General features: G+C 55.1%; 18 protein-coding genes. 14 read left to right on the top strand and 4 right to left on the bottom strand.

Features of this window, described 5'->3' with window-relative positions:
• The first annotated feature begins 358 nt into the window (after positions 1-358).
• The 11 genes from E5K02_RS00945 (at position 359) to E5K02_RS25415 (ending at position 18351) form a co-directional block, all read left to right on the top strand.
• A complete protein-coding gene (locus E5K02_RS00945; protein WP_167856231.1) occupies positions 359-946 on the top strand; it encodes a CsgE family curli-type amyloid fiber assembly protein in 588 nt (195 codons plus the stop codon).
• Between the two features lie 27 nt (positions 947-973).
• Positions 974-1414 carry a curli assembly protein CsgF gene (locus tag E5K02_RS00950; RefSeq protein ID WP_167856232.1) on the top strand — a complete coding sequence of 147 codons (441 nt, stop codon included), beginning with the start codon at positions 974-976 and terminating at the stop codon, positions 1412-1414.
• Between the two features lie 18 nt (positions 1415-1432).
• The gene (locus E5K02_RS00955; protein ID WP_135391437.1) at positions 1433-2842 is read left to right on the top strand and encodes a CsgG/HfaB family protein; all 1410 of its coding nucleotides are present in this window, start codon (positions 1433-1435) and stop codon (positions 2840-2842) included.
• A gap of 242 nt (positions 2843-3084) precedes the next feature.
• Positions 3085-4029, top strand: coding sequence for a hypothetical protein (locus E5K02_RS00960; protein WP_135391438.1), 945 nt, complete (start codon positions 3085-3087; stop codon positions 4027-4029).
• A gap of 125 nt (positions 4030-4154) precedes the next feature.
• Complete coding sequence (locus tag E5K02_RS00965; RefSeq protein WP_135391439.1) at positions 4155-5129, top strand: hypothetical protein; 975 nt, start codon at positions 4155-4157, stop codon at positions 5127-5129.
• Positions 5130-5360: 231 nt separating this feature from the next.
• The gene (locus tag E5K02_RS00970) at positions 5361-5954 is read left to right on the top strand and encodes a hypothetical protein (RefSeq protein ID WP_135391440.1); all 594 of its coding nucleotides are present in this window, start codon (positions 5361-5363) and stop codon (positions 5952-5954) included.
• Positions 5955-6097: 143 nt separating this feature from the next.
• Entirely contained in the window at positions 6098-6439 is a 342-nt protein-coding gene (csgH, locus tag E5K02_RS26015) for a curli-like amyloid fiber formation chaperone CsgH (RefSeq protein ID WP_262709843.1), read from the top strand.
• Positions 6440-6508: 69 nt separating this feature from the next.
• Positions 6509-8044: a carboxypeptidase regulatory-like domain-containing protein gene (locus tag E5K02_RS00975; RefSeq protein ID WP_135391441.1), complete on the top strand. Its 1536-nt coding sequence runs from the start codon at positions 6509-6511 to the stop codon at positions 8042-8044.
• 1510 nt (positions 8045-9554) lie between these two features.
• Complete coding sequence (locus tag E5K02_RS00980; protein WP_167856233.1) at positions 9555-11837, top strand: T9SS type A sorting domain-containing protein; 2283 nt, start codon at positions 9555-9557, stop codon at positions 11835-11837.
• A 243-nt stretch (positions 11838-12080) separates the two neighbouring features.
• Positions 12081-16817 carry a T9SS type A sorting domain-containing protein gene (locus tag E5K02_RS00985; protein WP_167856234.1) on the top strand — a complete coding sequence of 1579 codons (4737 nt, stop codon included), beginning with the start codon at positions 12081-12083 and terminating at the stop codon, positions 16815-16817.
• Between the two features lie 958 nt (positions 16818-17775).
• On the top strand, positions 17776-18351 hold the full coding sequence (locus E5K02_RS25415; protein ID WP_167856235.1) for a T9SS type A sorting domain-containing protein: 576 nt from the start codon (positions 17776-17778) through the stop codon (positions 18349-18351).
• 82 nt (positions 18352-18433) lie between these two features.
• On the opposite strand, the gene E5K02_RS00995 is transcribed toward E5K02_RS25415, so the two are convergent.
• The 4 genes from E5K02_RS00995 to E5K02_RS01010 all read right to left on the bottom strand — a co-directional run bounded on the left by E5K02_RS00995 (position 18434) and on the right by E5K02_RS01010 (position 21062).
• On the bottom strand, positions 18434-18760 hold the full coding sequence (locus E5K02_RS00995; RefSeq protein WP_135391445.1) for a HesB/IscA family protein: 327 nt from the start codon (positions 18758-18760) through the stop codon (positions 18434-18436).
• Positions 18761-18838: 78 nt separating this feature from the next.
• Complete coding sequence (locus tag E5K02_RS01000) at positions 18839-19246, bottom strand: RNA-binding protein (RefSeq protein WP_135391446.1); 408 nt, start codon at positions 19244-19246, stop codon at positions 18839-18841.
• Positions 19247-19334: 88 nt separating this feature from the next.
• Positions 19335-19751, bottom strand: a complete 417-nt coding sequence (iscU, locus tag E5K02_RS01005; protein ID WP_135391447.1) for a Fe-S cluster assembly scaffold IscU — start codon at positions 19749-19751, stop codon at positions 19335-19337.
• 96 nt (positions 19752-19847) lie between these two features.
• Positions 19848-21062 carry an IscS subfamily cysteine desulfurase gene (locus E5K02_RS01010; protein WP_135391448.1) on the bottom strand — a complete coding sequence of 405 codons (1215 nt, stop codon included), beginning with the start codon at positions 21060-21062 and terminating at the stop codon, positions 19848-19850.
• Positions 21063-21225: 163 nt separating this feature from the next.
• Between E5K02_RS01010 and mce the strand changes: the two genes are divergently transcribed.
• The 3 genes from mce (at position 21226) to E5K02_RS01025 (ending at position 23995) form a co-directional block, all read left to right on the top strand.
• Positions 21226-21645, top strand: a complete 420-nt coding sequence (mce, locus tag E5K02_RS01015; RefSeq protein ID WP_135391449.1) for a methylmalonyl-CoA epimerase — start codon at positions 21226-21228, stop codon at positions 21643-21645.
• Positions 21638-22231, top strand: a complete 594-nt coding sequence (locus tag E5K02_RS01020) for an L-threonylcarbamoyladenylate synthase (protein WP_135391450.1) — start codon at positions 21638-21640, stop codon at positions 22229-22231. Before mce ends, E5K02_RS01020 begins: the two co-directional genes overlap by 8 nt.
• A 333-nt stretch (positions 22232-22564) precedes the next feature.
• On the top strand, positions 22565-23995 hold the full coding sequence (locus tag E5K02_RS01025) for a CCA tRNA nucleotidyltransferase (protein ID WP_135391451.1): 1431 nt from the start codon (positions 22565-22567) through the stop codon (positions 23993-23995).
• The last annotated feature ends 104 nt before the right edge of the window (positions 23996-24099 follow it).

Raw genomic sequence — 24099 nt, forward strand, 5'->3', positions numbered from 1 at the left:
CGCCAAGCGCCAAGTAGAGAGTTCGGCCCGGGTGCCCCGCATTACTGAACGAGGGTGGCAATGGCTAGCCAAGTTTGCTGTTTTTAGCAACCCGCTTACAGATACATAGTTACGTCTAGGCGGGCGAGCCGCTTAAGGGCGTATTGTAATATTATATAAAAATTTCATTAAATATTTTTACGAAATAAAGGCGTTCAGTCTTTGGATAATTCTTTTAAATAATTAAGTTTATTCCGCAAAATAGCTGGCCGCCACAAACTGGGCCGGTGGTTCTCATTATTACATTTCTTTCATTCCGCTCAGCTCTATAGCTATGGACAACCGTGCCTCCACACCAAAAATTGAGGTAACCCCTGTTGTGCCTCCTACGCCACAAACCTTGATGGTACTGTGGTGGCGCCCCTGGATGATGGGCCTGGGCTGTTGGCTATTACTGTTCGTTTCTTCCGTTAGCTATGCTCAGCAAGTTCCGGCCAGCAAACCACAAGTGCAGAAGGAATCGGAGGCCGCGCCCTTACCGGCCAAAAAGCTGGAAGAAGCTCTGCAATTGTTGCTAAAAGTCACTACCAAGGACAGCAGCCAGGTGAACAACCAGCGCCGCCGCTTCCGGCCCACTGAAATAGAGGGCCTGGTGATGGACCAGACCATTACGAAAGTAGGCCACGACTTCTATGATGCCTTTTACAGCATCTGGGAGGTGCCGGCGGAGGTAGGCGACTATACCATTATTATTCACGAAAAGCCAGCCCGGGGTACCAGCACGTTAATTTCGGTGGAAGTGAATGAGAATGAGTTGCTAGAGTTACCCCTGCAGCCCAAGGCGGAAGTTATTGAAGAAACTGCGGCCTACGCTTTTGAAGTGGCGACCAACTTTTTGGTGCAGTTGCGCAACGATAGTAAACATCTAGAGCAGCAAGGGGGGCGCCACCCCCTCGAAGTCTTCTAATCGGCCATGTATTTCTCCCCAACATATATGAAGCAATTTCTACTTCGCTGGCCCCTACTGCTCCTCTTATTGCTGCTGGGTGCTCACCAAGCGGCTGCCCAGGATTTTGTGTATGAGCCTAAGAACCCTTCATTCGGCGGCGGCAATACCTTCAACTACGCCTGGATGCTCAGCTCGGCCCAGGCCCAGAACACCATTGCTGACCCCGCCACGTCGAATGCCAGCAACCCCTTTCAGCAGGATCCGCTCAAACAGTTCGAGCAAAACCTGAATCAGCAGATTCTGGGGCAGCTGGCGCAGCGCCTGATCGGCAATCAGCTTGGTAGCCAGAGCCAGGGGTTGCAGGAAGGGAGCTACTCCGTAGGAGCCTACCGCATCAATGTGGTACCGACCAACGGCGGATTTTCGGTGCAGATAACTGATTCGAATACCGGCAACCAGACCACGGTTACCATCCCTTATTTCTAATCCTGTTCCTCCCCACCCATGTTTCTTGCTAGTTGTCGTCGTTTGCTGCTGGGCTGCCTGGCAGTAGGCGGGGTGGCGGGCTGCGCCCCTTACTTTCACCAGCCCTTCGCCGCCGAAAAGGCCCGCCTTGGAGCGGATATCCGCGGCAATCAGGAGTTGCGCGGCTTGCCCCAGCCCCGGGAGCGAATTGTAGCCGCTGTGTACAAGTTTCGCGACCAAACTGGGCAATACAAACCTAGCCAGAACGGCTCCAGCTTTTCTACGGCCATTACGCAAGGAGGCACCAGTATCCTGCTGCGCGCCCTGGAGGAATCACGCTGGTTTAATCCCATTGAGCGCGAAAACCTGGGCAACCTGTTAAACGAACGCAAAATTATCCGCTCTAGTCGGGCTGAATACCAGGAGCAAACCGGCCAGCGCCAACCCATGCTGCCGTCCTTGCTGTTTGCCGGCATTATTCTCGAAGGCGGTATTATCTCCTACGATGCCAACGTAATAACCGGCGGGGCCGGACTGCGCTATTTTGGTGCCGGCGCTTCGGGGCAATACCGCCAAGACCGGGTTACTGTGTATCTGCGGGCTATAAGTACCAGCACCGGCGAGATTCTGAAAACGGTCTACACTTCCAAAACCATTTTGTCGCAGCAGGTCGATGCCAGCCTGTTCCGCTTCGTCGACTTCAAACGGTTGCTCGAAACCGAAACGGGCTTTACCTATAACGAGCCAACCGAAATGGCTGTGAAGGAAGCTATTGAGAAGGCCGTCGAAGCCTTGGTGTACGAAGGGATTCAGGAGCGGCTGTGGTCGCCCCAGAATGAGGCCGACCGTACTGGAGCCGGCATGGCAGCGTATCAGCAGGAAAAGCGGGAAAACCAGGATATCGATGTGTTGGGCCGGGTGCAGCGCGACCGGCGCGGCACGCTTGGCATTGGCCTCAGCGCGGCTACGGCTCGCTACAGCGGCGACTTCAGCAAGCCGCAGCTGCGGGGTGGGGGAGAGCTGACGATACGCTATGCCCCCAAGCCGGCTGCCAAGCTTTCGGCGGCCGTTAATATCGGCCGGTTTCAATTAGGGGCTGGCGACTTCTACCGCGAAACCTTCAACTACGCCGAGCTAAGCGGGCTCTACAGGCTTTTCCCCCGTGACCGGTTTACTCCGTACATACTGGCCGGGGCCGGCATCACCTCCCGTAACAAGTCAACCGATATGCGGGCTGTACTTGGTCATGTTACCACGGGGCTTGGGGTAGAATATCTGCCCACTGACCACCTCGGTATTGGCATTGGTATCGATAACCGCTACTATATGACTGATAAGCTAGATCATATCAAACTTGGAAAGTATAACGACTCGTATTGGAGCCTCAAGGCTAGTATGATTTTTTACCTCGGCCGTGGTGCCAACTTCTCCAAGCCTAGCACACCATAGTCTTACCAGGATGCTATAACTAGTTGAACCAGAAAGCGCTAAGAATAGCGCTTTCTGTATTTATGAAGACTAGATGAATTTAATATAAATAAGTCAATAAAATATTTAACAATTTTTATTGAACAGGTCTTGACATTTACTTTTTTCAATATATATTTGTCTTATTCCTCCGGAGGGAATAATCTATGTTAGCTACGTGCCGGCTGAGGCACCCCCTTCTTCAACCTTGTTTAATCCCACTCATGAAAAAGATTTCTTTTTTCGCAGCCTCGTTGTTGGTTGCCGGTAGCGCTTATGCTCAAAACAACACCCAGTCTTCAACTTCTACAGGCAACTCGAACGCCGTAACCGTTACCCAATCGGGTAGTAGCAGCTCGGCCGTTGGAACCCAACTGGGTAATAGCAACGCTCTGACGCAAACTCAGTCGGGTGGTGCCCTTAACTCGGCTACCTCTCTCCAGCGGGGTAACAACCAGACGTCGGTTCAGACCCAGGTTGGTAACTCAAATGCTGCTTATGTGAAGCAAGGCGACGGGATTCCGCTGGATAATGGTAACACCGCCACGCAAACTCAGACCGGCGACCGGAACAGCGCCAGAGCGGAGCAGCTGAGCGGAGCAAACGTTTCGACCCAGACCCAGAGCGGCAACGACCACATTGGACAGGTTTTCCAGAGCACCAGCGAAGGCAATACCGCCACGCAGACCCAGCTCGGAAGCAGCCAGCAGGGCTACATTACGCAACTGGGCTCGGGTAATACCGCTACGCAGTATCAGCGCGGTCTGCAGGACAAAGCCACTATTTATCAGCTAGGCAATTCCAACAGCGCTTCGCAGTCGCAAGGCACTAACCCTTCGGCAAGCTGGTTCTCGGTTGCCTCCATTGAGCAAATTGGCAATGGCAACACTGCTACCCAAACCCAGCAGTACGACTATCAGAATGCCACAATCGAGCAATCCGGTAACGGTAGCACCGCCATTCAGAACCAGAGCGCCGGTGCTGACTTGGTGCAGCCCGGCAACCGTGCCTACATCGACCAGGATGATGCCGGCGGCCACTTCGCTCGTCAGACCCAGCTGGGTATCGGTAACCAGGCTGACACTTACCAGGGCCTGAGCGGTAACAGCAGCGACGTAACCCAGACCGGCAACAGCAACATCAGCGTAGTAAAGCAAAATCATCCATAAGCTGGGCGCAGCTATCTGCCACTCCTAGCTAAGTCCAGATAGCACCTTCTTACCATCAGCTGATGTGGGAGGTGCTATCTGCTTTTTACACAAGGTCAGTTTCAATTGGTTTTATCCTTCCTTCCATGAAAAATCTTTCACTTATAGCAGCTGCTCTGCTCGTTACTGGGGCAGCCCAAGCGCAAAGCAACATCCAGTCGTTGTCGCAGACTGGCAGTGGCAACACCGGGAACGTAACGCAGTCGGGTAGCTTCAGCACCGCCACTGCCACCCAGCTTGGCAACAATAACAAGCTGACTCAGAGCCAAGGAGCTGCCGCTGGCTACGGAAATACCCTGAATACGGCCGTATCCACTCAGCGTGGCAACGACAATATCGTGACGCAGTCACAGTCCGGCTCGCGCAACCAGGCTACTGTGACCCAGGGCGACGGAACTCCCAGTGACAACGGCAATGAAGCAACCCAACTTCAGATTGGGCAGCGCAACCAGGCTACGGCCACGCAGCTGGGCGGCACGAGCATCTCGTATCAGGAGCAGCGTGATGGTTCCCGCAACGAGGCTACGGTGACGCAAACGGGCGGGGACTTCAACAATGCCCGCCAAGTGCAGCGCGACGCTAGTTCGGGCTATGGCACGAACGACAACAAAGCCCTCATCGAGCAGACGGGTAATTACAACAAGAGCAGCCAAGAGCAGCGCGGGGTTGAGAACCGGGCTACTGCTATTCAGAATGGCTCTTTCAACGAAGCTACCCAAACGCAGGGCAGCAACTTCGATGGCAGCTTCCGCACTACTGCTTCGATCAACCAGCTCGGTAATACCAACAAAGCCACGCAGGCTCAGAACGGTGACAACCAACGGGCCATCATCGAGCAGGAAGGCAATCTGAACATCGCCATCCAAACCCAAGGCAATAGCATCGGGGGTATCGGCAACCGTGCCTACATCGACCAGGATGGAGACGGCCATTTCGCCCGGCAGATTCAGACCGGCGTGGGCAACCAAGCCGACACCTGGCAAGGAGCCAGCGGCAATAGCAGCGACGTGACCCAAACCGGAAACAACAACACCAGCGTGGTAAAGCAAAACCACCCATAAGCTCGGCGCTACCGCTCACCTATGACAAAAAGGGCATCTTAACAGGCAGCTGCTTGTAAGATGCTCTTTGTCGTTGCAGGCGAGGAATGCGCTGGAAATAAATATTGCCTATTGTATTTTATTATTAATAAATAACCTTATTTTTATACAGATGCTAGAAGTGCTCCATGAGCCATTTAGAGAGCTAATACCTTATTTATCATCTCTCACTCTACTTTTTCATTCTTAACTATGAAAAGAGTACTTGCCATTGGTGTGCTCGTGGGGCTTCTTACGGGGGCTCACCGCACGCAGGCACAAACCAGTCGGGACCCTGAAGATATCAGCACAGGCCAGCTCCTGGAACAACGACTCGAAACCGAAACTCTCGCCGGTAGTACGCAGCAGGCGGCCTTGGGAAAAAATCAGGCAGCCTTGCTACAGCTCGGCAACCAGAACCAGGCCAGCATCGATCAGCGCATAATTGGCGTTGGGCAAGGAAACACGGCCAGCATCAATCAGAATGGGACTAGCAACCTAGCCGCCATTTTGCAGAACGGGGCCGGTAGCCGCACTATCATCTCCCAAGCCGGGGCCAACAATGTTGCCAGCAGCGAAATCAATGGCTATAATACCGAGTCGGAGATACTGCAGAAAGGCAACGGCAATCGGGTGGATCAGCGGCTGAACGTAGACGACCGGCGCTACAGCGTTGAGCAAATGGGGAATAACAACAACCTGGTTCAGCGCGAAAGCGGCAGCACGGCCCCTGGCTATGAAGTCACCATGAAGGGCAACGGCATCCGCATCATTATCGAGCAAGGCCGGGCCTCAACCATGCCATAACCCGGAAAAGAACACTCCGGTTGCAACAGCTAACCGGAGTGTTTTACCCGCGCCCCGCGGTTGAATTATTGCGTTTTCGTTAGACTCTCAGACCTTTACCTATGAATCACTATTGGTTCTTGGCCATGTGGCCTATCCTTGCCATGCTAGGGCAGGGGCGAGCAACCGGATTGGACGGGGCGCCTTGTCGTGCCACCCTGGAATCGAAGCTGGAGGCTGGTCGCCTCACTGTAATTGGGCACTGTCAGAATGCGGGCAATGAGCCGTTGACGCTGCAATACGAGTTATCTGCTAATAAACGAGGGCAAGCTGGCAGTTCTCGTAATTCCCAATCGGGCCGCTTTACGGTAGCCCCGCAGCAAACGGCCAATCTATCCCAAACTACCATGAGCGTCGCCGCCACCGATTTCTACCAGATCAACCTGCGGGTGCTCGATCTGCAGGGCCGGGTTGTGGCAGAAGACTCGCTTGTGCACCGCCCTTAGATAGCCGCCTGATCATTTTCAGATAATCCGCCCTGTTGTAACCCTTTCCCGCCCTTCCTTTTATCTTATATGCTCTTTTCTCTACGCGCGCTGTCTCGCCTGTTGCTCATGTTAGTAATAGGGCAGACTCTGCTGGCTTGTGAGGACGATACGGTCGAGCCAGTTCAGTACGGCTCTATAGAAGGGGTGGTGCTCGATGCCAGCACCAATACCCCGCTAGCAAATGCCGTGGTAACGACCAATCCGGCAACTTCCTCGTTTACGACCGACACGGAGGGTAAATTTTATTTACCGAATATACTAATTGGTAAGTATGCCATTTCGGTGCGCAAAACCGATTTCAAGACCGAGAATGTCAATGTGCAGGTGGATGAGGGTAATCTGACCCAGGTGCGGATTCCCCTGGAAAAAGCGACTGGCTCCAATCGTCGTCCCAACACCCCCAGCAGTCCGACCCCCACCGACCGGGCTACGGCCCAGGCAACCCGCCTGACGTTGCGCTGGCGCGTCACGGATCCTGACAAAGGCGATTCTCTGCGTTCGGATGTGGTGCTGTTTGAGAGCAATTCCACCGACCGCCGACAGTTGCTGACTAACGCCCGCGACACCGCCGTGGCCATCAGTGACCTGAAGTACAATACAATATATTTCTGGCAGGTAACCGTGCGCGACAAGGCCGGGGAAACAGTAAAAGGGGATGTCTGGAGTTTTCAAACCGGCCCCTTGCCCGACAACCGTTTCCTGTACGCCCGTCAGGTGGATGGGAATACCGATATTTATTCGAGCGACAACACGGGCGCAAACCTACTGCGGCTGACCAACTCGGCCTTTGTTGAGACGGCCCCGCAGCTTAGCCCTGTTCGCAACCGGATTGCTTATGCTTCCAATGCAACGGGGCGCTATCAGCTCTACACCATGAATCGGGACGGCTCCGACCAGCGCCAAATAACTCCGGATATGGTGCCCCTGGAAGGCTACAGCAACTTTGGAGTTGCTTTCCATTGGTCGCCCGATGGTTCCCAACTCATTTATGCTAGCTACGACAAGTTGTGGCGTATTAACCGGGATGGTACTGGCCTGACGCACCTGGCCACTGCTCCCGCCGGACGTCACTTCCGCGAATGTGATTGGACTGCCCAAGGCAACCGTATCTTGGTCCAGACTGTTGGAGCTAATATCTACGACGCTGAAATCTACACCATGAATGCCGATGGCACCGGCCTGACCCAGCTAGTCGGCAACCTGCCGGGGCGACTCGACTCTCCCTCTTATAGTATTGATGGCCGCACAATCTTATACAGCCGCGATATAGATGGCTACGAGAACGTGAGTGGTCGTCAGCTTAATGCTCACATCCTGCTGCAACGACCCGATGGCACCGGGCTCGTGGACCTATCGGCCGCCCCGGCCGGCACAACGGCCAATACCGGTAAGCCCGCTGGTACCAATGATTTGTTTCCCCGCTTTTCACCCGATGGGGCAAAAGTCATCTTTGTTAATATGAGCAACGATAATCAGTCGCCCCCCGAAGTCTGGGTGATGGATCTTGATGGACGCAACCGTACCCGCTTATTTCAAAACGCCACTTTGCCGGATTGGAAATAGAACTCGATTAAAAAGAAAGTCAACGCCAAGCCCATGGTTCAGCAGTAGCAGTTGCCACTGTCGAGCCATGGGCTTGGCGTTGGCAAACAAATCAGACTGCGAAGAATCACAATTCTAATCTTGCTGTATCAGGCTGCATGCCAAACTAATAGACTTTAAGAGGAATAAAATTGTCGTCTAGGTCGAACCAGACTACTTCAGTAATTGTATAACCCCGGCCTCAAGAGCTAAGGTTGAGCGCTACTTTCTGATGCTTTGCCTTATACTTTCGTGCTCAATGCATGCTACGGATGTACGAAAAATGATGCAACTTTGTGCGTTCAGAGGTAATATCATGTTAAATGCATATTTAGTGGAATACTATAATTTACCTATAAAGTTAAATTTGAATACTTGTTACGCTTTTGTGTAATATGGTAAACAACTTTCACATAGGCCATGTTTGGCACGAATTATGGTCGGAATGTACAACTTCAAAAAATGCAGCAATCCTCTTTTGTCATTAAAAAATACTATGGAACCTGTGAAATTTAGTAATCTATTTCTTGGGTTCTCCCGTAATGACGTTGAGTTTAAAACCATAGTCTTTACCCGTTTGCTTTTCACCTTCCTTTCGTAACCTTTACCTGAACATACTATGAAAAACACTTACATGAGTGCCTTACAGTGGGCACGAAAGCCGCACCTGCGGTTTTTGCTTCTGCTGTTATTGGCCTTGCCTTTTGTGGGACGTGCCCAGACGTTTTCGGTTACTCCCTCGGATCCTGCCTCTCCCCAGAATTTTGGGTCAGTAGCAGTTGGTTCGGCGTCCGGTTCGAAGTCGTACGTGGTTACGGGTTCCCGTCTTACGATGCCAGTTACGGTAGCTCTCAGTGGCACGAGCTTCGAAATCAGCCGTGACAATGTAACCTTTAGCGGTAGCGCCTTTGACCTCGCCCCTGATGCCAATGGTGATATCAACACTACAGTGTATGCGCGCTTCCGTCCGACGGCAGGTGCTGCCGGAAGTGTAGTTAGTCGCACGCTGAACTTTACTTCAGATGAAGCGCCTACGGTTAGCTTCACCCTTACCGGCACCCGTGCCGCGGGTACCCCTACCGTAACTGCAGACCCAACCTCGCGTAGCTTTGGCAACCAGGAGGTCAATACTGCCTCTGCTCCACAAACAACCGTTGTTTCGGGAACTTCCCTGACGGGCCCCATCACGGTGACAGCTCCCGCAGGCTTTCAAGTAAGCGTGGGAAATGGTGCTTATGACACGTCGGTTACCTTGAACCCTGTCAATGGTACGGTTAGCTCTACTACGGTTAACATCCGCTTCTTGCCAACGGCTGCCCAAGGCTACGTTAGCAACGTTACGGTTTCGAGCCCTGGTGCTACCACTATAAATGTTGGTGTGTCGGGTACAGGTGTTCTGCCTACTCCTATTCTAACGGCTACTCCGAGCACGCTGGCTGATTTCGGCCAGGTTACCGTTGGTTCGTCGAGCGCAGCAATCCGTTCTTTCTCTGTGAGTGGCCAGAACCTGCAAGGTCCTGTTACTATCACGCCTCCCACCGGGTTCCGGATTCGTATCGGTTCGAACTTCTTCTCTACTGGTGCCATCACTCTGAATCCCGCTGCTGATGGCTCGTTAGCCAGCACACAAATCGACGTGCGTTTCAGCCCCACGGCAGTACAAACGTATGCTAGCGACATCACGGTAGCATCTACCAACGCCACAACGCAGCTTGTACGCGTAACGGGTGAAGGCACTCCTAGCTCAGGCTCTCCGGTTGTGGCTGTGAACCCCGGCGCAATCAACTTTGGCACGGTAACTAGCAGCGGTGGCACAAGCACCCGCAGCTTCGAGGTAAGCGGCACTGACCTAACGGCTGGCATTGTATTGACGCCTAGCATTAGCAACATCCAGATTCGCAATGCTTCGGCCGGTGGTACTTTCTCGTCGGCTCCCCTGACCATCAATCCGGTTAATGGCACGGTTGCTTCTCAGATCATCGAAGTACGTCTGGTAGCTCTAGTAGCAGCTGGTAATTTCAATGAGCGGATCGACGTAACCAGCACGGGCGCGCAGCCAACCTTGGTATCGGTAACGGCTACTAATACCAGCGGCGCGATTTCGGATATCTCGGTATCGAACCCCAATGGCAACGAATTTACTTTCGTTACCCGTCCTACCACGCAGTCGGTATCCCAGTCTTACCTGGTAGCCGGCACCAACCTGATTGATCCGCTGATTGTAGAGCCTATTGGCCCGAACGCCGGCTATTTCCAGGTTTCTGCCGATAACGTCAACTTCGTATCGCGTCTGTCCTTCACGCCTGACGGCCAGGGCAACGTAACGCAGCGCCCTATTTATGTACGCTTCGTGCCTGGCGTAAATGCCGTGACTGTTAGCGCCAACATCCGTAACTCGAGTGCTCCGGCTCCCGATTTCGACGTGTCCGTAACCGGTATCAGCGAACCAACGATCCGTCTGGACCGTGGCATTGGTGCCTTCCCCGACAACATCGTAAAAGGCACGCAGTCGTCGCCCACCTCGGTTCGCCTCGATGGTTTCCTGCTGGCTGGTGACGTTACTCTGCGTTTCCCGCCTGATGCTAACGACCCGACCCGTAACCCCACTCAGATTCCTCAGTTTGAGTTCTCGCTGGATAACGGTGTGACGTACGTGAAAAGCGCTTCTATTACGCCTGATGGTGAGGGTAACTTCACCCGCAACGTACTGGTGCGCTACGCTCCAACCCGGGTTGGTAATGCAGCTCAGGAGTTGCAGTTTAGCAACGCTAGCTTCTTCAACGGTAACTTCTTCGCTCTGACCAGCGGCTTCGGTCGTACTTCAGGCTTCTCGATTGCTACTGAGCCTACGGTACAGTCGACGGCTTCGATCGTACGTAACGGCAGTTCGGCTACGATTACCTTCAACCTGTCGAACCCACCCGCCGGCACTAGCTATGGACAGAACCGTTTGGTAATTGCCAGCAGCACCTACCAGCAGTTGCCCGCTAGCCTGTTCCCCCGCGATAAGCAGAACTTCAACCCTGGTACCACAGTGAACGGTGCTTACCAGTTTGGCAGTGGCACGGCTATCGAAGCCTCGACCAACACGTACGTTGTGTTCAGCGCTGCCTCGGATAACTTCACCGTGTCTAACCTGGACCCGAACCTGACTTACTACTTCTTCGCCTTCGAGTTCAACAACGACGGTGTACTGAACGCTGAAAACTACCGCGTACCGAACAACGAGCCCCAGAACCCACTACCCGTGGAGCTGGTGTCGTTCACGGCCAAGATGCGTGATAACAGTGTTGTGTTGAACTGGGCTACGGCTAGCGAAAACAACAACCGTGGCTTCGAAGTACAGCGCAGCGCTGATGCCAAGAATTTCACGACCGTTCTCTATAAGGAAGGTGCAGGTAATGCCACGACCCGGACTAGCTACGAAGCTGTAGATACGAAGCCCCTGGCTGGCGTTTCTTACTACCGTCTGAAGCAAATCGACAACGACGGTACGGTTTCGTACTCGAAGGCAGTAGTTGTAAAAGCGAAACTGACCGACGTAAGCGTATATCCCAACCCAACCAAAGGCAGTGATGTTGTAACCATTGCACTGCCCTCCGGCTCGACTGAAGGCATGGCTGTTCGCATCACCGACCTGACCGGTCGTCTGATTCGTGAAGCTCGCCTGGGTAGCCAGGGTGAACTCAATGTTCGGGACCTGGAAGCAGGTACTTACATTGTCGTAGTTGGCGAAGGCGAGGCGAAAGTGAGCCGCAAGCTGATCAAAGACTAACTAGAACCACTCAGTTGAAAAAGGCCTCCCACGTACGGGAGGCCTTTTTTTTGTGCCTCTGGTGTAGGTATCGTTATTACTTAACAATGACTTAATTAAACAATAGTCGGCTTAGGCTATACCTTTAATGGCTACATTGCCTCGTTCATCCCCTGACCCTAAGCTTTTTACTGCATGCGTACAACAAGTACTCATTTCCGACCATGGCGCCTGGCGCTATGGTCACTTTTTTTGGTGTTGGTTTTGTCGCCATTGGCTGGTTGGGGGCAGAGCACGCTGTTTCGGGAAACTATGGGTACCGTGGGCAGTAACACGGCTATCAGCGTGCACGAGTCAAACAACGGGTTTGATAATGATGCGTACACCATGACCGATGGTGGAGCTGCAAATCCAGCGGATATCCGTTCATCATCTGCCTCAACTGGAGCCTATTCCGGTGCCAGCGGAGGCGCCAATGTGTTCTTCACCACTACCAACGAACGGGGGTTTGCTATTGAAGGCATTGAGGCTCGAGGCTTCAGCGGCCTGACGCTAAGCTTTGCCGTGCGTAAGGAATCAGCGTCCGGTACGTCTTTTGGAACGCTGCTGGTTGAATACTGGGACGGTAGTGCTTACCAGCCCTTAACCGTTACCGGTCTGCCGGCTACCAATTCGGGTGCTGGCTGGAGCCTTATCACAGGAGTACAGCTACCAGTAGCAGCCCAAATCAACGGACTCAAGATTCGGTTTCGTAAGACAGCTGGATCAATGCGGGTCGATGATGTTGAGTTGAAAGGTACAGACACCGGGGCCCCTGCATTTCTTGCTGGTTACCCGGCTGTCAACAGCGTTACAACTAGTGGATTTGCCGCCGTAACCAAGCTCAGTGAAGCAGGTTCGACCTACTTTGTAGTCGTGGCCGATAATGCAACGGCTCCAACGGTAGCCGAAGTAAAAGCGGCTCAGCAGAGTGGAGGCGCCCCGGCCCTAGCCAGCGGAACCATTAGCACGGGAGCTACGGCTGAAGGAAGCAGTACGGTAACAGGACTGGCCGCCGGCACTAACTATGATGTGTATTTTGTGGCGGCCGACAATGTGACCCCGACGCCAAACACCCAGACCACAGTCGTTAAAGTAGAGGTAGCCACACTGGCTGTTGCAGACACCACGCCGCCCGCTTTTGCCGCTGGCTCACCAATCAGCTCGAACGTAACGGTCACGGGCTTTACGTTGTCTTCCACGATTGACGAAGTTGGCGCTACCTATTATGTAGTACTTGCCAGTGGTGCCGCAGCTCCCTCGGCCGGCCAGGTGAAAGCCGGACAAGATGCTACGGGGACCCAGGCAGTAGTACGAGGTACTTTCGCAAACCCTACTGCCGGCACTGCCGCAACAGTCGTAGTCAGTGGCTTGGCGGGCAGCACATCGTATGAGGTGTATGTAGTGGCCGAAGACGCCGTGCCGAATCTGCAGGCTACGCCGGTTACACTGGCCGTAACTACTCCAGCTCCGCCGCCCGTCGCCAGTGGCTTCACCCCGGGCTCGGGGCCCGTCGGTACCACGATTACCATAGCGGGTAACAACCTGAGCACCATTACCAGCGTGACCGTAGGAGGAGTAGCAGCAACTGCAGTAACGTCAGCCCCCTCCTCCGTAACAGCTACCGTAGCGGCCGGCACCCCGCTTGGAGCCAACGCAGTAGTTGCCTCTGATGGCACTGCTTCCTACACCGTCCCCGGTAGTTTCACCCTGACGGCTGCCCCAACTGTTACAACGGCTGCAGTAGCATCTATTGCAACTACCAGCGCTACCTCGGGCGGCACAGTCGTTGGCAATAATGCGACCATCACTGGACGCGGCGTTGTATACGGCACCAGCCCAGCTCCCCGCATTGGCAACCCTGGCGTAGGTCAGCTAAGCGCAACGGGTACGACCGGCTCTTTTACCAGCAACCTGACCGGACTAACCGCCGCTACGACCTATTATGTGGCGGCCTACGCCAGCAGCGAATTTGGTACGACCTACGCCACCGACCAGACCTTCACGACTGCTGCCCCGCCAACCGGACTATTTGAAGACTTTGAGGTAACGACGCCAACGAAAACAGGCTATGGTATCGGAACGGTGGCTACTGCTACAGGTAGCTGGACTTTCGACGAAGCTGCTGTGGGTAATTTGGCTAATGACAAGAAAAACGGCACCAAGGCGGCCCGCCTGCGCGGCGGAAGCGTCTATATGAATTTCAACAAGGCCAACGGGGCCGGTACGGTTACCATCAATGGGGCTGCCTTCGGCTCGGATGCGCCCTCATCATATGCTCTGGACATTTCCACCGATAATGGGACAACGTTTACCGCCTACAATGGACCAGCGACGCTGGTAAGCAGCACGCTGGCAGCCACCTCCTTTACTGTAAACATAGCCGGCAACATCCGCCTGCGGGTGCGGCATGCCGACGGAACAGTAGGCAGCAATCCGCGCTTGAACATTGACGATATCACCATCACCGATTTTGCGGGTACCGGTACCGCTATTAGTGCTCCTGTCTTCAGCGGAACCAGCTTTTGCAGCACTACGGCTAGCTCATTCAACGCTGAGTTTACGCCAACGGGCACTTTTGCCACTGCCAACGACTTCCTGGTTCAGCTATCCGATGCCGCGGGCTCCTTTGCTAATCCCGTAATAGTCGGCACTGTTTCGGACAACGCAACCAACGGAGCCCCAGTCGCGGTGAGCATTACGATTCCGGCCGGCACGGCCACCGGCACCGGGTATAAGCTGCGGGTCGTGGCCAATGACCCCGGCACAACTGGCACGGCCTCGGCAGCGCTTACCATCCTCAACTCCCCTACGGTGTCGGTGGCCCCGGGCGGCGCGCAAACGCTGGTCGTTAACACGGATGGGGCCCCGCTTACGGCTACCGAAACCCCCGCGGCAATTTCGCGCCAGTGGTATTACTCTACCGTTGCCAATGGCCCTGTAACGGCTATTGCCAACGCCACCGGCGTAAGCTACACGCCCAATTTCGCTGCCGCCGGAACCTACTACGTTACCGTCGTATCCACTTTTGCGGCCTGTGGTAGCCAGACCAGCAACCCAGTCGTAATTACGGTAAGCGCGCCGGTTGCTACCCTCACCGCTACCCCCAGCACCCTGACCCTAACGGCTCCCACAAACCAGTCGGCCACTCGCGACTACCAGCTCCAGGGTAGCAACCTGCCTGCTAATGCGACAGTAGAGCTGAGTAGCAACAACGCCGCCATGGACTTCTCCCTCAACGGGGGGGCTAGCTATGCCGCCGCCGCAACGCTTACGGCCAGCAATACGGGCGCTGTGAATCAGGTAGTCCGGGTGCGCTTCACGGCACCGGCCGCTGTGGGTACCACCACGGCCACTATTAGCAATACCAGCGGGGCTTTGTCGGCTCCGGTAACCATAACCGGCGAGGCAACCCCGCCCCCGGTGACAACGGCTTTCGGACCGGGTAATCTGGCCGTGGTGCGGGTAGGGGATGGCAGCACGGCGCTGACCACCGCCGCCGCTCCCGTATTTATTGATGAGTATACACCGGCCGGCGACTTGGTGCGCAGTATCGCGCTGCCCACCAGTACCAGCGGCAGCAACTATGCGCTTACCGCCAACGGCTCTTCTACCACTAACGGTATGATAATGATGTCGCCCAACCGGCAGTTTATCACTCTGGCAGGTTTCAATGCGGCCCCTGGCACAAGCAGCGTAGCCAGTGCGGCCGGCGTGGAGCGGGTAGTCGGTTTGGTTACGGCCAACGGCGCCGTAAACACCTCGACCCGGATTACCGATGGCTACTTGGGTGGAGATATCCGCTCGGCAGTAACGACGGATGGCAATGGTTTCTGGACGGCCGGTAACGGCGGGGGCAGTGGTGCCAATACGGCTACCGGCGGCACCCGTTACGTAGCGCTGGGCAGCAGTGGAGTCTCTACCCAGGTCAGTTCTTCCCCTGCCAACACGCGCCTGGCTGCCATATATTTCGACCAACTCTACGTCAGCACGGCCTCTGGCAGCAACGTTGGGGTAAACAGCGTTGGTACGGGCATGCCCACTGCCAGTGGGCAGTCAACCACTTTGGCTTCGGGGCTGAACGCCGCGGATGCCTACGGCTATGTGTTCTTCGATTTGACAGATGCCGTGGCCGGACCCGATGTGGTATATGTCGCCGACGGCAACTCCGGTATCCGGAAGTACTCGCTGCTGGCTAATGGCAACTGGGTACAGAATGGGGCGGCAATTACGGCTGGCACGGGCCTGCGGGGCTTGGCTGGCTCCCGCGACGCTACTGGTATTCGGCTCTTTGCCACCAATGCCAGCACCCTCTACACCGTTCTCGACGATGTGGCTTATAACGCCGCCCCGCGCACTTCTACTCTCACCTCTTTAGCCACTAGTGCTACGAACCAGGCCTTTCGCGGTGTAGCCTTCGCGCCTGGCTCCCCGGTGGTGTTGCCTGTCGTGCTAACGCGCTTTGCAGCTGAGCGGCAGAAAGCCGCCGTCGTTATACGCTGGACTACTTCGTCTGAGCGCAACAGTGCTCATTTTGAGGTGCAGCGTAGTGTAAACGGAAAAGACTTCGAGGTAGTGACAACCGTTGCTGGGCAGGGGCAGAGCACCCGAAGCACGCAGTACGAAGCACTGGATCAGCAGGCTACCGCCCAACTGGCCTATTACCGCCTGCGCCAAGTAGACCTGGACGGAACGGCCGCCTTCTCCCCAGTGGCTACGGTGCGGCCCATAGTGGATGTGCAACTGTATCCTAACCCGGTGGAGGATGTGGTCCAGATACAAATGCCGCAGTCTGTTGGCGGGGTAAACGTACAAATCACCGACCTGACGGGCCGGCTCGTTACTCAGTCGATACTTGATGGCGCTGGACAGATGGATGTGCGTGGGCTGCCGCCAGGCACGTATCTGATTCATATCGGTGAAGGAATAGGCCGCATAACCCGTACGCTTGTGAAGCGTTAGTCGATTGTAAATATTTGTGCCAATAGGATAAAAAAAGGCAAGCATTCTACCAAGAATGCTTGCCTTTTTACTTATACTGTGCAGCTTACGGAACTCGTGCGGGTAGTTTTGGTACTTTGCGGCAATATTTTTATATATTGCTAATCCATGCGGACGTGAACAAGCTGTTGAGCATAAGAAGACGCGCTGAAACTACTCAACCTACTAGTAAGCTGACCTGGTTCAAAATAGCATTCTAACACACCTGCCGATGAATCGACTACCTGCAACAAGCCTTCTGCTTACCGGACTTTTCGCTCCTCTGTTAGGATGGAGCCAATCGTACCTCCAACAAAGCTTCGAACTCAATGGCAACACCAACCCGGTTGGTACCAGAACTCAATTGGTGTATACAAGTACCGGAACGGCTAACTCAGGGCTTTTTACGGGTACTCTGGCACAGGCTACCTCCGCAAATAATAACAACGTTGCACCTCTGACGGCTAATGTTTTCTCAGAGGGAACCACTGGTTTCGGAGTTGTCAACAACAAGGGTGGAGGATCCGAATCTGCTACTCTAACATTTGAACCTGTAACTTTTCCTACCACAACAGGAAATTATCTTTCCCTACGGCTCGCCTCATATGCTACGAACAATAACGGAGGAATAGATAACTCAGTGGTGGGGGGGAGTACTAGCAACGGCATTGTGGTGCGCATTGCCTATAATGGCTCTGCTACCTTTACCAACACCCTGGAAGTAAGAGGAGGAAATAACGGCTCAGTTTTCGATTTCAATGCTGGCGGTGTTGCCGCCCCGGCAGCTGCCATAAATGCCGCCCCGGCTTCACCCACAATTTCTACTTCACCTAATGATCTAACCAATGCCGGTACTGTTCCGACATCCGGGGGAGTTGGATATTCCACTGTTCGAATAAATTTCGGCGCCGCCATAACGAGTGTTCAGGTACAGATATTCATGTCTGCGACCAACAAGACGGCCATTTTTATTGATGATGTGCGTGTCGGTAGCAACGGCCCCCTGCCCATTGAGCTTACCTCCTTTGATGCCACGCGCCAATCAGGAGCAGTGCAGCTGAACTGGACTACCGCCAGTGAAAAGAACAACGACCGGTTTAATGTGCAGCGCAGCACCAACGGCCAAGAGTTTACGACCATCACCACAGTCCGCGGCACTGGTACTACCGGCAAAAGCACAGCTTACACTGCCCAGGATACGGAGCCCCTGGCTGGGTTGAGCTACTACCGCCTGCAGCAGGTCGACCAGGATGGGAGCTTTTCGTACTCGCCCGTGCGGGTAGTGGCACCCTTGCTGACTACGGTCTACCCCAGTCCTACCTACGACGTACTTAATCTGCCGGCGGCGGTGGTCGGTACGCCTTTCCGGATTTACAACAGCCTGGGGCAAACCTTGCAGCAAGGCATCGTGCCGGCTTCTGGCGCTGTCAGTGTGCAGAGTTTGCTGGAGGGCAACTACTTTCTGGAAACCGGAACCGGGCGCGACCGGGCCGTGCAACGATTTATGCGCAAATAGAAAAACCGCAAGTGCTAACGAAAAAGGCCCCTTCACTAAGTGGAGGGGCCTTTTTGTTGGCGACAGCAAGTAAGGTACTGCTCTATACCGAGAAGCTTTCCCCGCAACCGCAGGTGCGCGAGGCATTCGGGTTGTCAAAGAAGAAGCCTTTGCCGTTCAGGCCGTCCGAGAAGTCAAGCTGGGTGCCAGCTAGGTAAAGGAAGCTTTTCATGTCAACCACGACGCGGACTCCTTTGTCCTCGAACTCCTGGTCCATAGGCTTCACTTCATTATCAAAGTCGAGCTTGTAAGACAGGCCCGAGCAGCCGCCCCCCGCTACGGACGCACGAAGGCGGTAGGTATCGTCAAGCTGAGCATCCGACATCAGACGCTCTACTTTCTCCTTGGCTTTATCAGAAACGGTAATCATGGCAAGTTACTGGCTGAGTGTGAAGCGGACCGACTGCGACTTGCGTCAAGCAATCAACTACGCCCCATCAACAATCAATTAGGAAGAAGGGTTTAGTACGACGCTAAACACGGTGATGGTATTCAGGTCGCGCCCGTAATAGAGCTTGTCGAGCGCCTCGTAGGCATTGTGCGCCCGGAAATAGGAAGTCTGCAACTCTTTCTCGCCGTGGGCCCGCCACTGAATCGTGTACGAGCTTTCCGTGTCACGCAGGCGCTGCACGTAGGTCAGCATCTTGCGCAGAGCATCCAGCTTGTCGTAGCCCTCTTCGTAGCGGAACAGAAAGCTTTGGTGGTGCCGCGGATTGACCGTAATCAAATCCAGGCGCACCAGGCCGTCTACCTGGCGAAACTCGAACAGCAGGTTGCCCGCGCCCATGCCCAGATGGTCTTCGATCTGCTTCTGAATGCGGCTGCTCTCAACGTGAATATCGGGCGATACTTCCATGAACTAGAAGGGAGAGGGTAGAACTCAGAAGTGAGAAGCCGGGCCACCCAACGGGACCAACTTCTCACTTCGACGGACTCGGTAGCTACTAGTGGTGCGACTTCGATTCCTCCAGCGCGGGCATGCCGTTTTTCACACGGTAGTCGTTGATGGCCGACTTGATGGCATCTTCAGCCAGCACCGAGCAGTGAATCTTAACGGGGGGCAGCGCCAGTTCTTCCACAATTTCCATGTTGTCGATGGCCAGGGCCTCGTCAACGGTTTTGCCCTTCAGCCACTCGGTGGCCAGGGAAGAAGAAGCAATTGCCGAACCGCAACCGAAGGTTTTGAACTTGGCGTCGGTGATGGTATTGGTCGTTTCGTCTACCTCAATCTGCAGACGCATTACGTCGCCGCACTCAGGAGCGCCCACCAGACCGGTGCCTACGTTCTTTTTGCTTTTGTCCAGCGTGCCCACGTTGCGGGGGTTGCTGTAATGGTCGATAACTTTATCGGAGTAAGCCATGGCTTTGAAGAAATTTAGATGTCAGATTTTAGAACTCAGAACTTAGACCTAACGCCAAAAACTTGGTTTCTGGCTTTCAATTCTAAGCGCTAAAAATTAATGCTCAGCCCACTCAATCTTGCTGAGGTCAATGCCTTCCTTGAACATCTCCCACAGGGGCGACATTTCGCGGAGTTTGGTCACGGCTTCTTTTACGTGATTGATGGCATAGTCGATTTGCTCTTCCGTCGTGAAGCGGCTCAGACCAAAGCGCAGGGAGCTATGGGCCAGGTCGTCGCTCAAGCCCAGGGCCTTGAGCACGTAGGAAGGCTCCAGGGAAGCCGACGTACAGGCCGAGCCCGACGATACCGCCAGATCTTTCACGCCCATCATCAGGCCTTCGCCTTCCACATACTTAAAGGAAATGTTGGTCACGTGGGGTAGGCGGTGCTCGCGCGAGCCATTCACGTAGCTTTCTTCCAACGTCAGTAGCTCGCGCTCCAGCTTGTCGCGCAGGGCCGACAGACGAGCCGTATCAGCAGCCATTTCCAGACGGGCCAGCTCACAGGCCTTGCCCAGGCCTACAATGCCGGGAACGTTCAGCGTACCGGAGCGCATACCCCGCTCGTGGCCGCCGCCATCCATCTGTGCCGTCACCTTCACCCGGGGGTTCTTACGACGTACATACAGGGCACCGACGCCTTTAGGACCGTACATTTTGTGGGCCGTGAAGGCCATCAGGTCAATGCCGTCGGCAATAACGTCAACCGGAATCTTGCCTACGGCCTGCGTGCCGTCGGTCATGAACAGGGCGCCATGCTTGTGGGCAATAGCGGCAATTTCGCGAATCGGCTGAATGGTACCGGTTTCGTTGTTGCCGTACATAATCGTTACCAGCACGGTCTGGGGCGTCATGGCCGCTTCCAGGTCCGCGAGGCTGATCAGGCCTTCTTCGTTAACGGGCAGGTAGGTTACGCGGCCACCCAGCTTCTCGATGTGCTTGCAGGTGTCCAGCACCGCCTTGTGCTCGGTGGTAGCCGTAATGATGTGGTTGCCCTTCTGGGCGTACATCTCAAACACCCCTTTGATGCCCAGGTTGTCGGACTCGGTAGCGCCCGAGGTGAAGATGATTTCTTTCGGGTCGCAGTTGATGAGCGAAGCAATCTGCTCCCGCGCATAGTCAACGGCTTCTTCCGCAGCCCAGCCGAAGGGGTGGTTACGAGAAGCGGCATTGCCGAACACCTCAGTCAGGTAGGGCATCATGGCCTCCAACACGCGTGGGTCCAGCGGAGTGGTAGCGTTGTTGTCGAGGTAAATAGGTAGCTTGAGCATGGCTCGGAGTATGTAAATCAGCGAAAAACCAGAGTAAGCGGGGCGAATCCTAGTGGAGAATGATTCGCAGGTAGAACACAAAAACCGGTAAACAGGTTTTACTTTGCCCCACAAAAGTAGATATATTCCAAATAGAGTTCACCAGCTTCCCACCCCAACTTTCATGTTTACCAATCTGGAGCACTTAGGCCTGGCCGTACACGATCTTGAAGCCGCCACCGCCTTGTACACAACGCTGCTCGGTCAGGGCCCTTACAAAAAGGAGCATGTGGCCAGCGAAGCCGTCGATACGGTGTTTTTTCAAGTGGGCGGCTCCAAGATTGAGCTGCTGGCCGGTACCTCCCCCGATAGTGCCATCACCAAGTACCTAAGCAAGAAACCCGAAGGCATTCACCACGTGGCTTTCGAAGTAAACGATATCCGGGCCGAAATGCAGCGGCTGCGGGCGGCGGGTTTCACCTTATTAAATGAGGAACCCAAGCGCGGCGCCGATAACAAGCTGGTGTGTTTTGTGCACCCCAAAAGCGCCGTCGGCGTACTGGTAGAGCTCTGCCAATCTATTCCCCCCACCGACCATGAATAGCAATACGAACAGTAATTTCTTTCGCCAGGAGGTCGATGCGGCCGTGGATGCCTTGCTGCTGCAGCAGGTTATTCTCTACCCCACCGACACGGTGTGGGGCCTGGGGTGCGACGCCGAGGTGCCGCCGGCGGTGGAAAAGATCTACAAGATCAAGAACCGGCCGGCCGAGAAGGGCTGCATCGTGCTAGTCGCCGATGAGGCCATGTTTGCCAAGTACGCTGCCGTGGTGCCGCCCCACCTGGCGGAGCTGCTGGCCACGCAAGAGCGCCCTACTACCTACATTGTGCAAGGCAGCCGCCACCTGGCGCCCAACCTGCTGGCCCCCGATGGCACCATCGGCCTGCGGGTAGTGCAGCAGGATGAATTTACCCACAAGGTAGTGCGCCGCCTGGGTCACGGCTTGGTTTCCACTTCCGCCAATATTAGCGGCGAGCCTACGGCCGCTATCTACTCGGAAATCAGTCCGGCCGTGGTGCGGGCCGCCGACTACGTGGTAAACTGGCGGCAGGACGACGAAACCCGCTCTCAACCTTCCCGCATCGTCCGGGTGCTACCCGACGGCGGGCTGGAGGTAATCCGGGAGTAGCGTATTGGTACTGTGCTGATGTACTAATGGTCGGTGCTGGCGAGGAAGTACGACATTCCGCGCACCAAGCAGCCGTGGCCATGCGTCCGCTGCGCAGTACAGAATGGCCTTTACCCAGAAAGCCCTTTATTCCAGCCGGAGTAAAGGGCTTTTCCCCTTAGAAGGCTGAGCACATTTCAGCGGACGGATGGCTTCGCGCGGCTCGCCAGGACACGACTCCAGCACCTGCGCACGTTTTTCCCCTTCAGCACATTAACAGCCCGTTAGCACTTTCAACCACATTGGCACCTCGGCTCCTTACCTTTGCGGCCGTTTGACCTGTCAGCATTGCGTATGAATACTCCTCAACTTCCCGACGACCCGTTGTTCCAAACTATTGCCGAGGCCGCCGGTGAGCTAGGCTACCCGGCGTACGTTATCGGGGGCTTTGTGCGGGATTTGGCCCTGGGCCGACCCAGCAAGGATGTCGATGTGGTGTGCGTGGGCGACGGAATCAAGCTGGCCCAGGCCGTGGGCCGCAAGCTGCCGGGCAAGCCCCGGGTGACGGTGTTCAAGAACTTCGGCACGGCCATGCTGCCCACCGAAACCATTGAGCTGGAGTTTGTGGGAGCCCGCAAGGAAAGCTACCGGGCCGAGAGCCGCAAGCCCGAAGTAGAAGCCGGCACCCTGGAGGAAGACCTGGCCCGTCGCGACTTTACCATCAATGCCCTGGCGCTGAGCCTCAACCCCCAGGATTTCGGTGCGCTCGTAGACCGCTACGACGGCATGCGCGACCTGCAGCAGAAAACCATCCGCACGCCGCTCGACCCGGACATTACCTTCTCCGACGACCCGCTGCGCATGATGCGGGCCGTACGCTTTGCCACCCAGCTCGACTTCGACATCGAGCCCGATACCTTCGACGCCATAGCTCGCAACAAGGACCGCATCAAGATTGTGTCGCAGGAGCGCATTACCGTCGAGTTGAACAAAATTATCGAGGCCGCTAAGCCCAGCTACGGCTTCAAGCTGCTGTTTCAGACGGGCCTTCTGCAGCTGATTTTTCCGAAGATGGCCCAGCTCTACGGCGTCGAGAAAGTGGGGCAGCACGCCCACAAAGACAACTTCTACCACACCCTGCAGGTGCTCGACAACGTGGTGGCCGCTGGCGGCGACCTGTGGCTGCGCTGGGCCGCCATTCTGCACGACATTGCCAAGCCGGCGACCAAGCGCTACGACAAAAAGGTAGGCTGGACCTTCCACGGCCACGAAGACAAGGGGGCCCGCTGGGTGCCCGGCATTTTCACTGACCTGAAGCTGCCCCAGGGCGAGGAGATGCGCATGGTGCAAAAGCTGGTACGGTTGCACCTGCGGCCCATTGCCCTGGTCAAGGAAACTGTGACCGACTCGGCCGTGCGCCGCCTGCTGTTCGAGGCCGGCGACGATATCGACCGGTTGATGCTCTTGTGCCGGGCCGACATTACAAGCAAAGACCACCAGCGCAAAGAGCGCTACTTGCGCAACTTTGGGCTGGTGGAAGACAAGCTAAGGGAAGTAGAAGCCAAGGATCATCTACGCAACTTCAAGCCCGTCATTACCGGGGAAGTCATCATGGAAACCTTTGGATTGAAGCCCTCCCGCGAAGTGGGCGAGCTGAAGGAAGCCGTACTAGAGGCTATTCTGGATGGCAAGATTCGGAACGAGTATGAGGAAGCCTTTGCCTACCTGTTGCAGCTCGGCCAGGCAAAAGGACTTCCTCCGGGTCACCTTTTCACTCACCAATAAGTAAACCCATTTTCTCGTGTCGTTGCGGGAAAGATGCCGGCCAGGTGACAAGAGTTGCCTGGCCGGCTTTTTTTATGTTCTTAATAATTGTGCCAAAGCTAGGA

The sequence above is a fragment of the Hymenobacter metallicola genome, from assembly GCF_004745645.1.
GTDB lineage: Bacteria > Bacteroidota > Bacteroidia > Cytophagales > Hymenobacteraceae > Hymenobacter > Hymenobacter metallicola.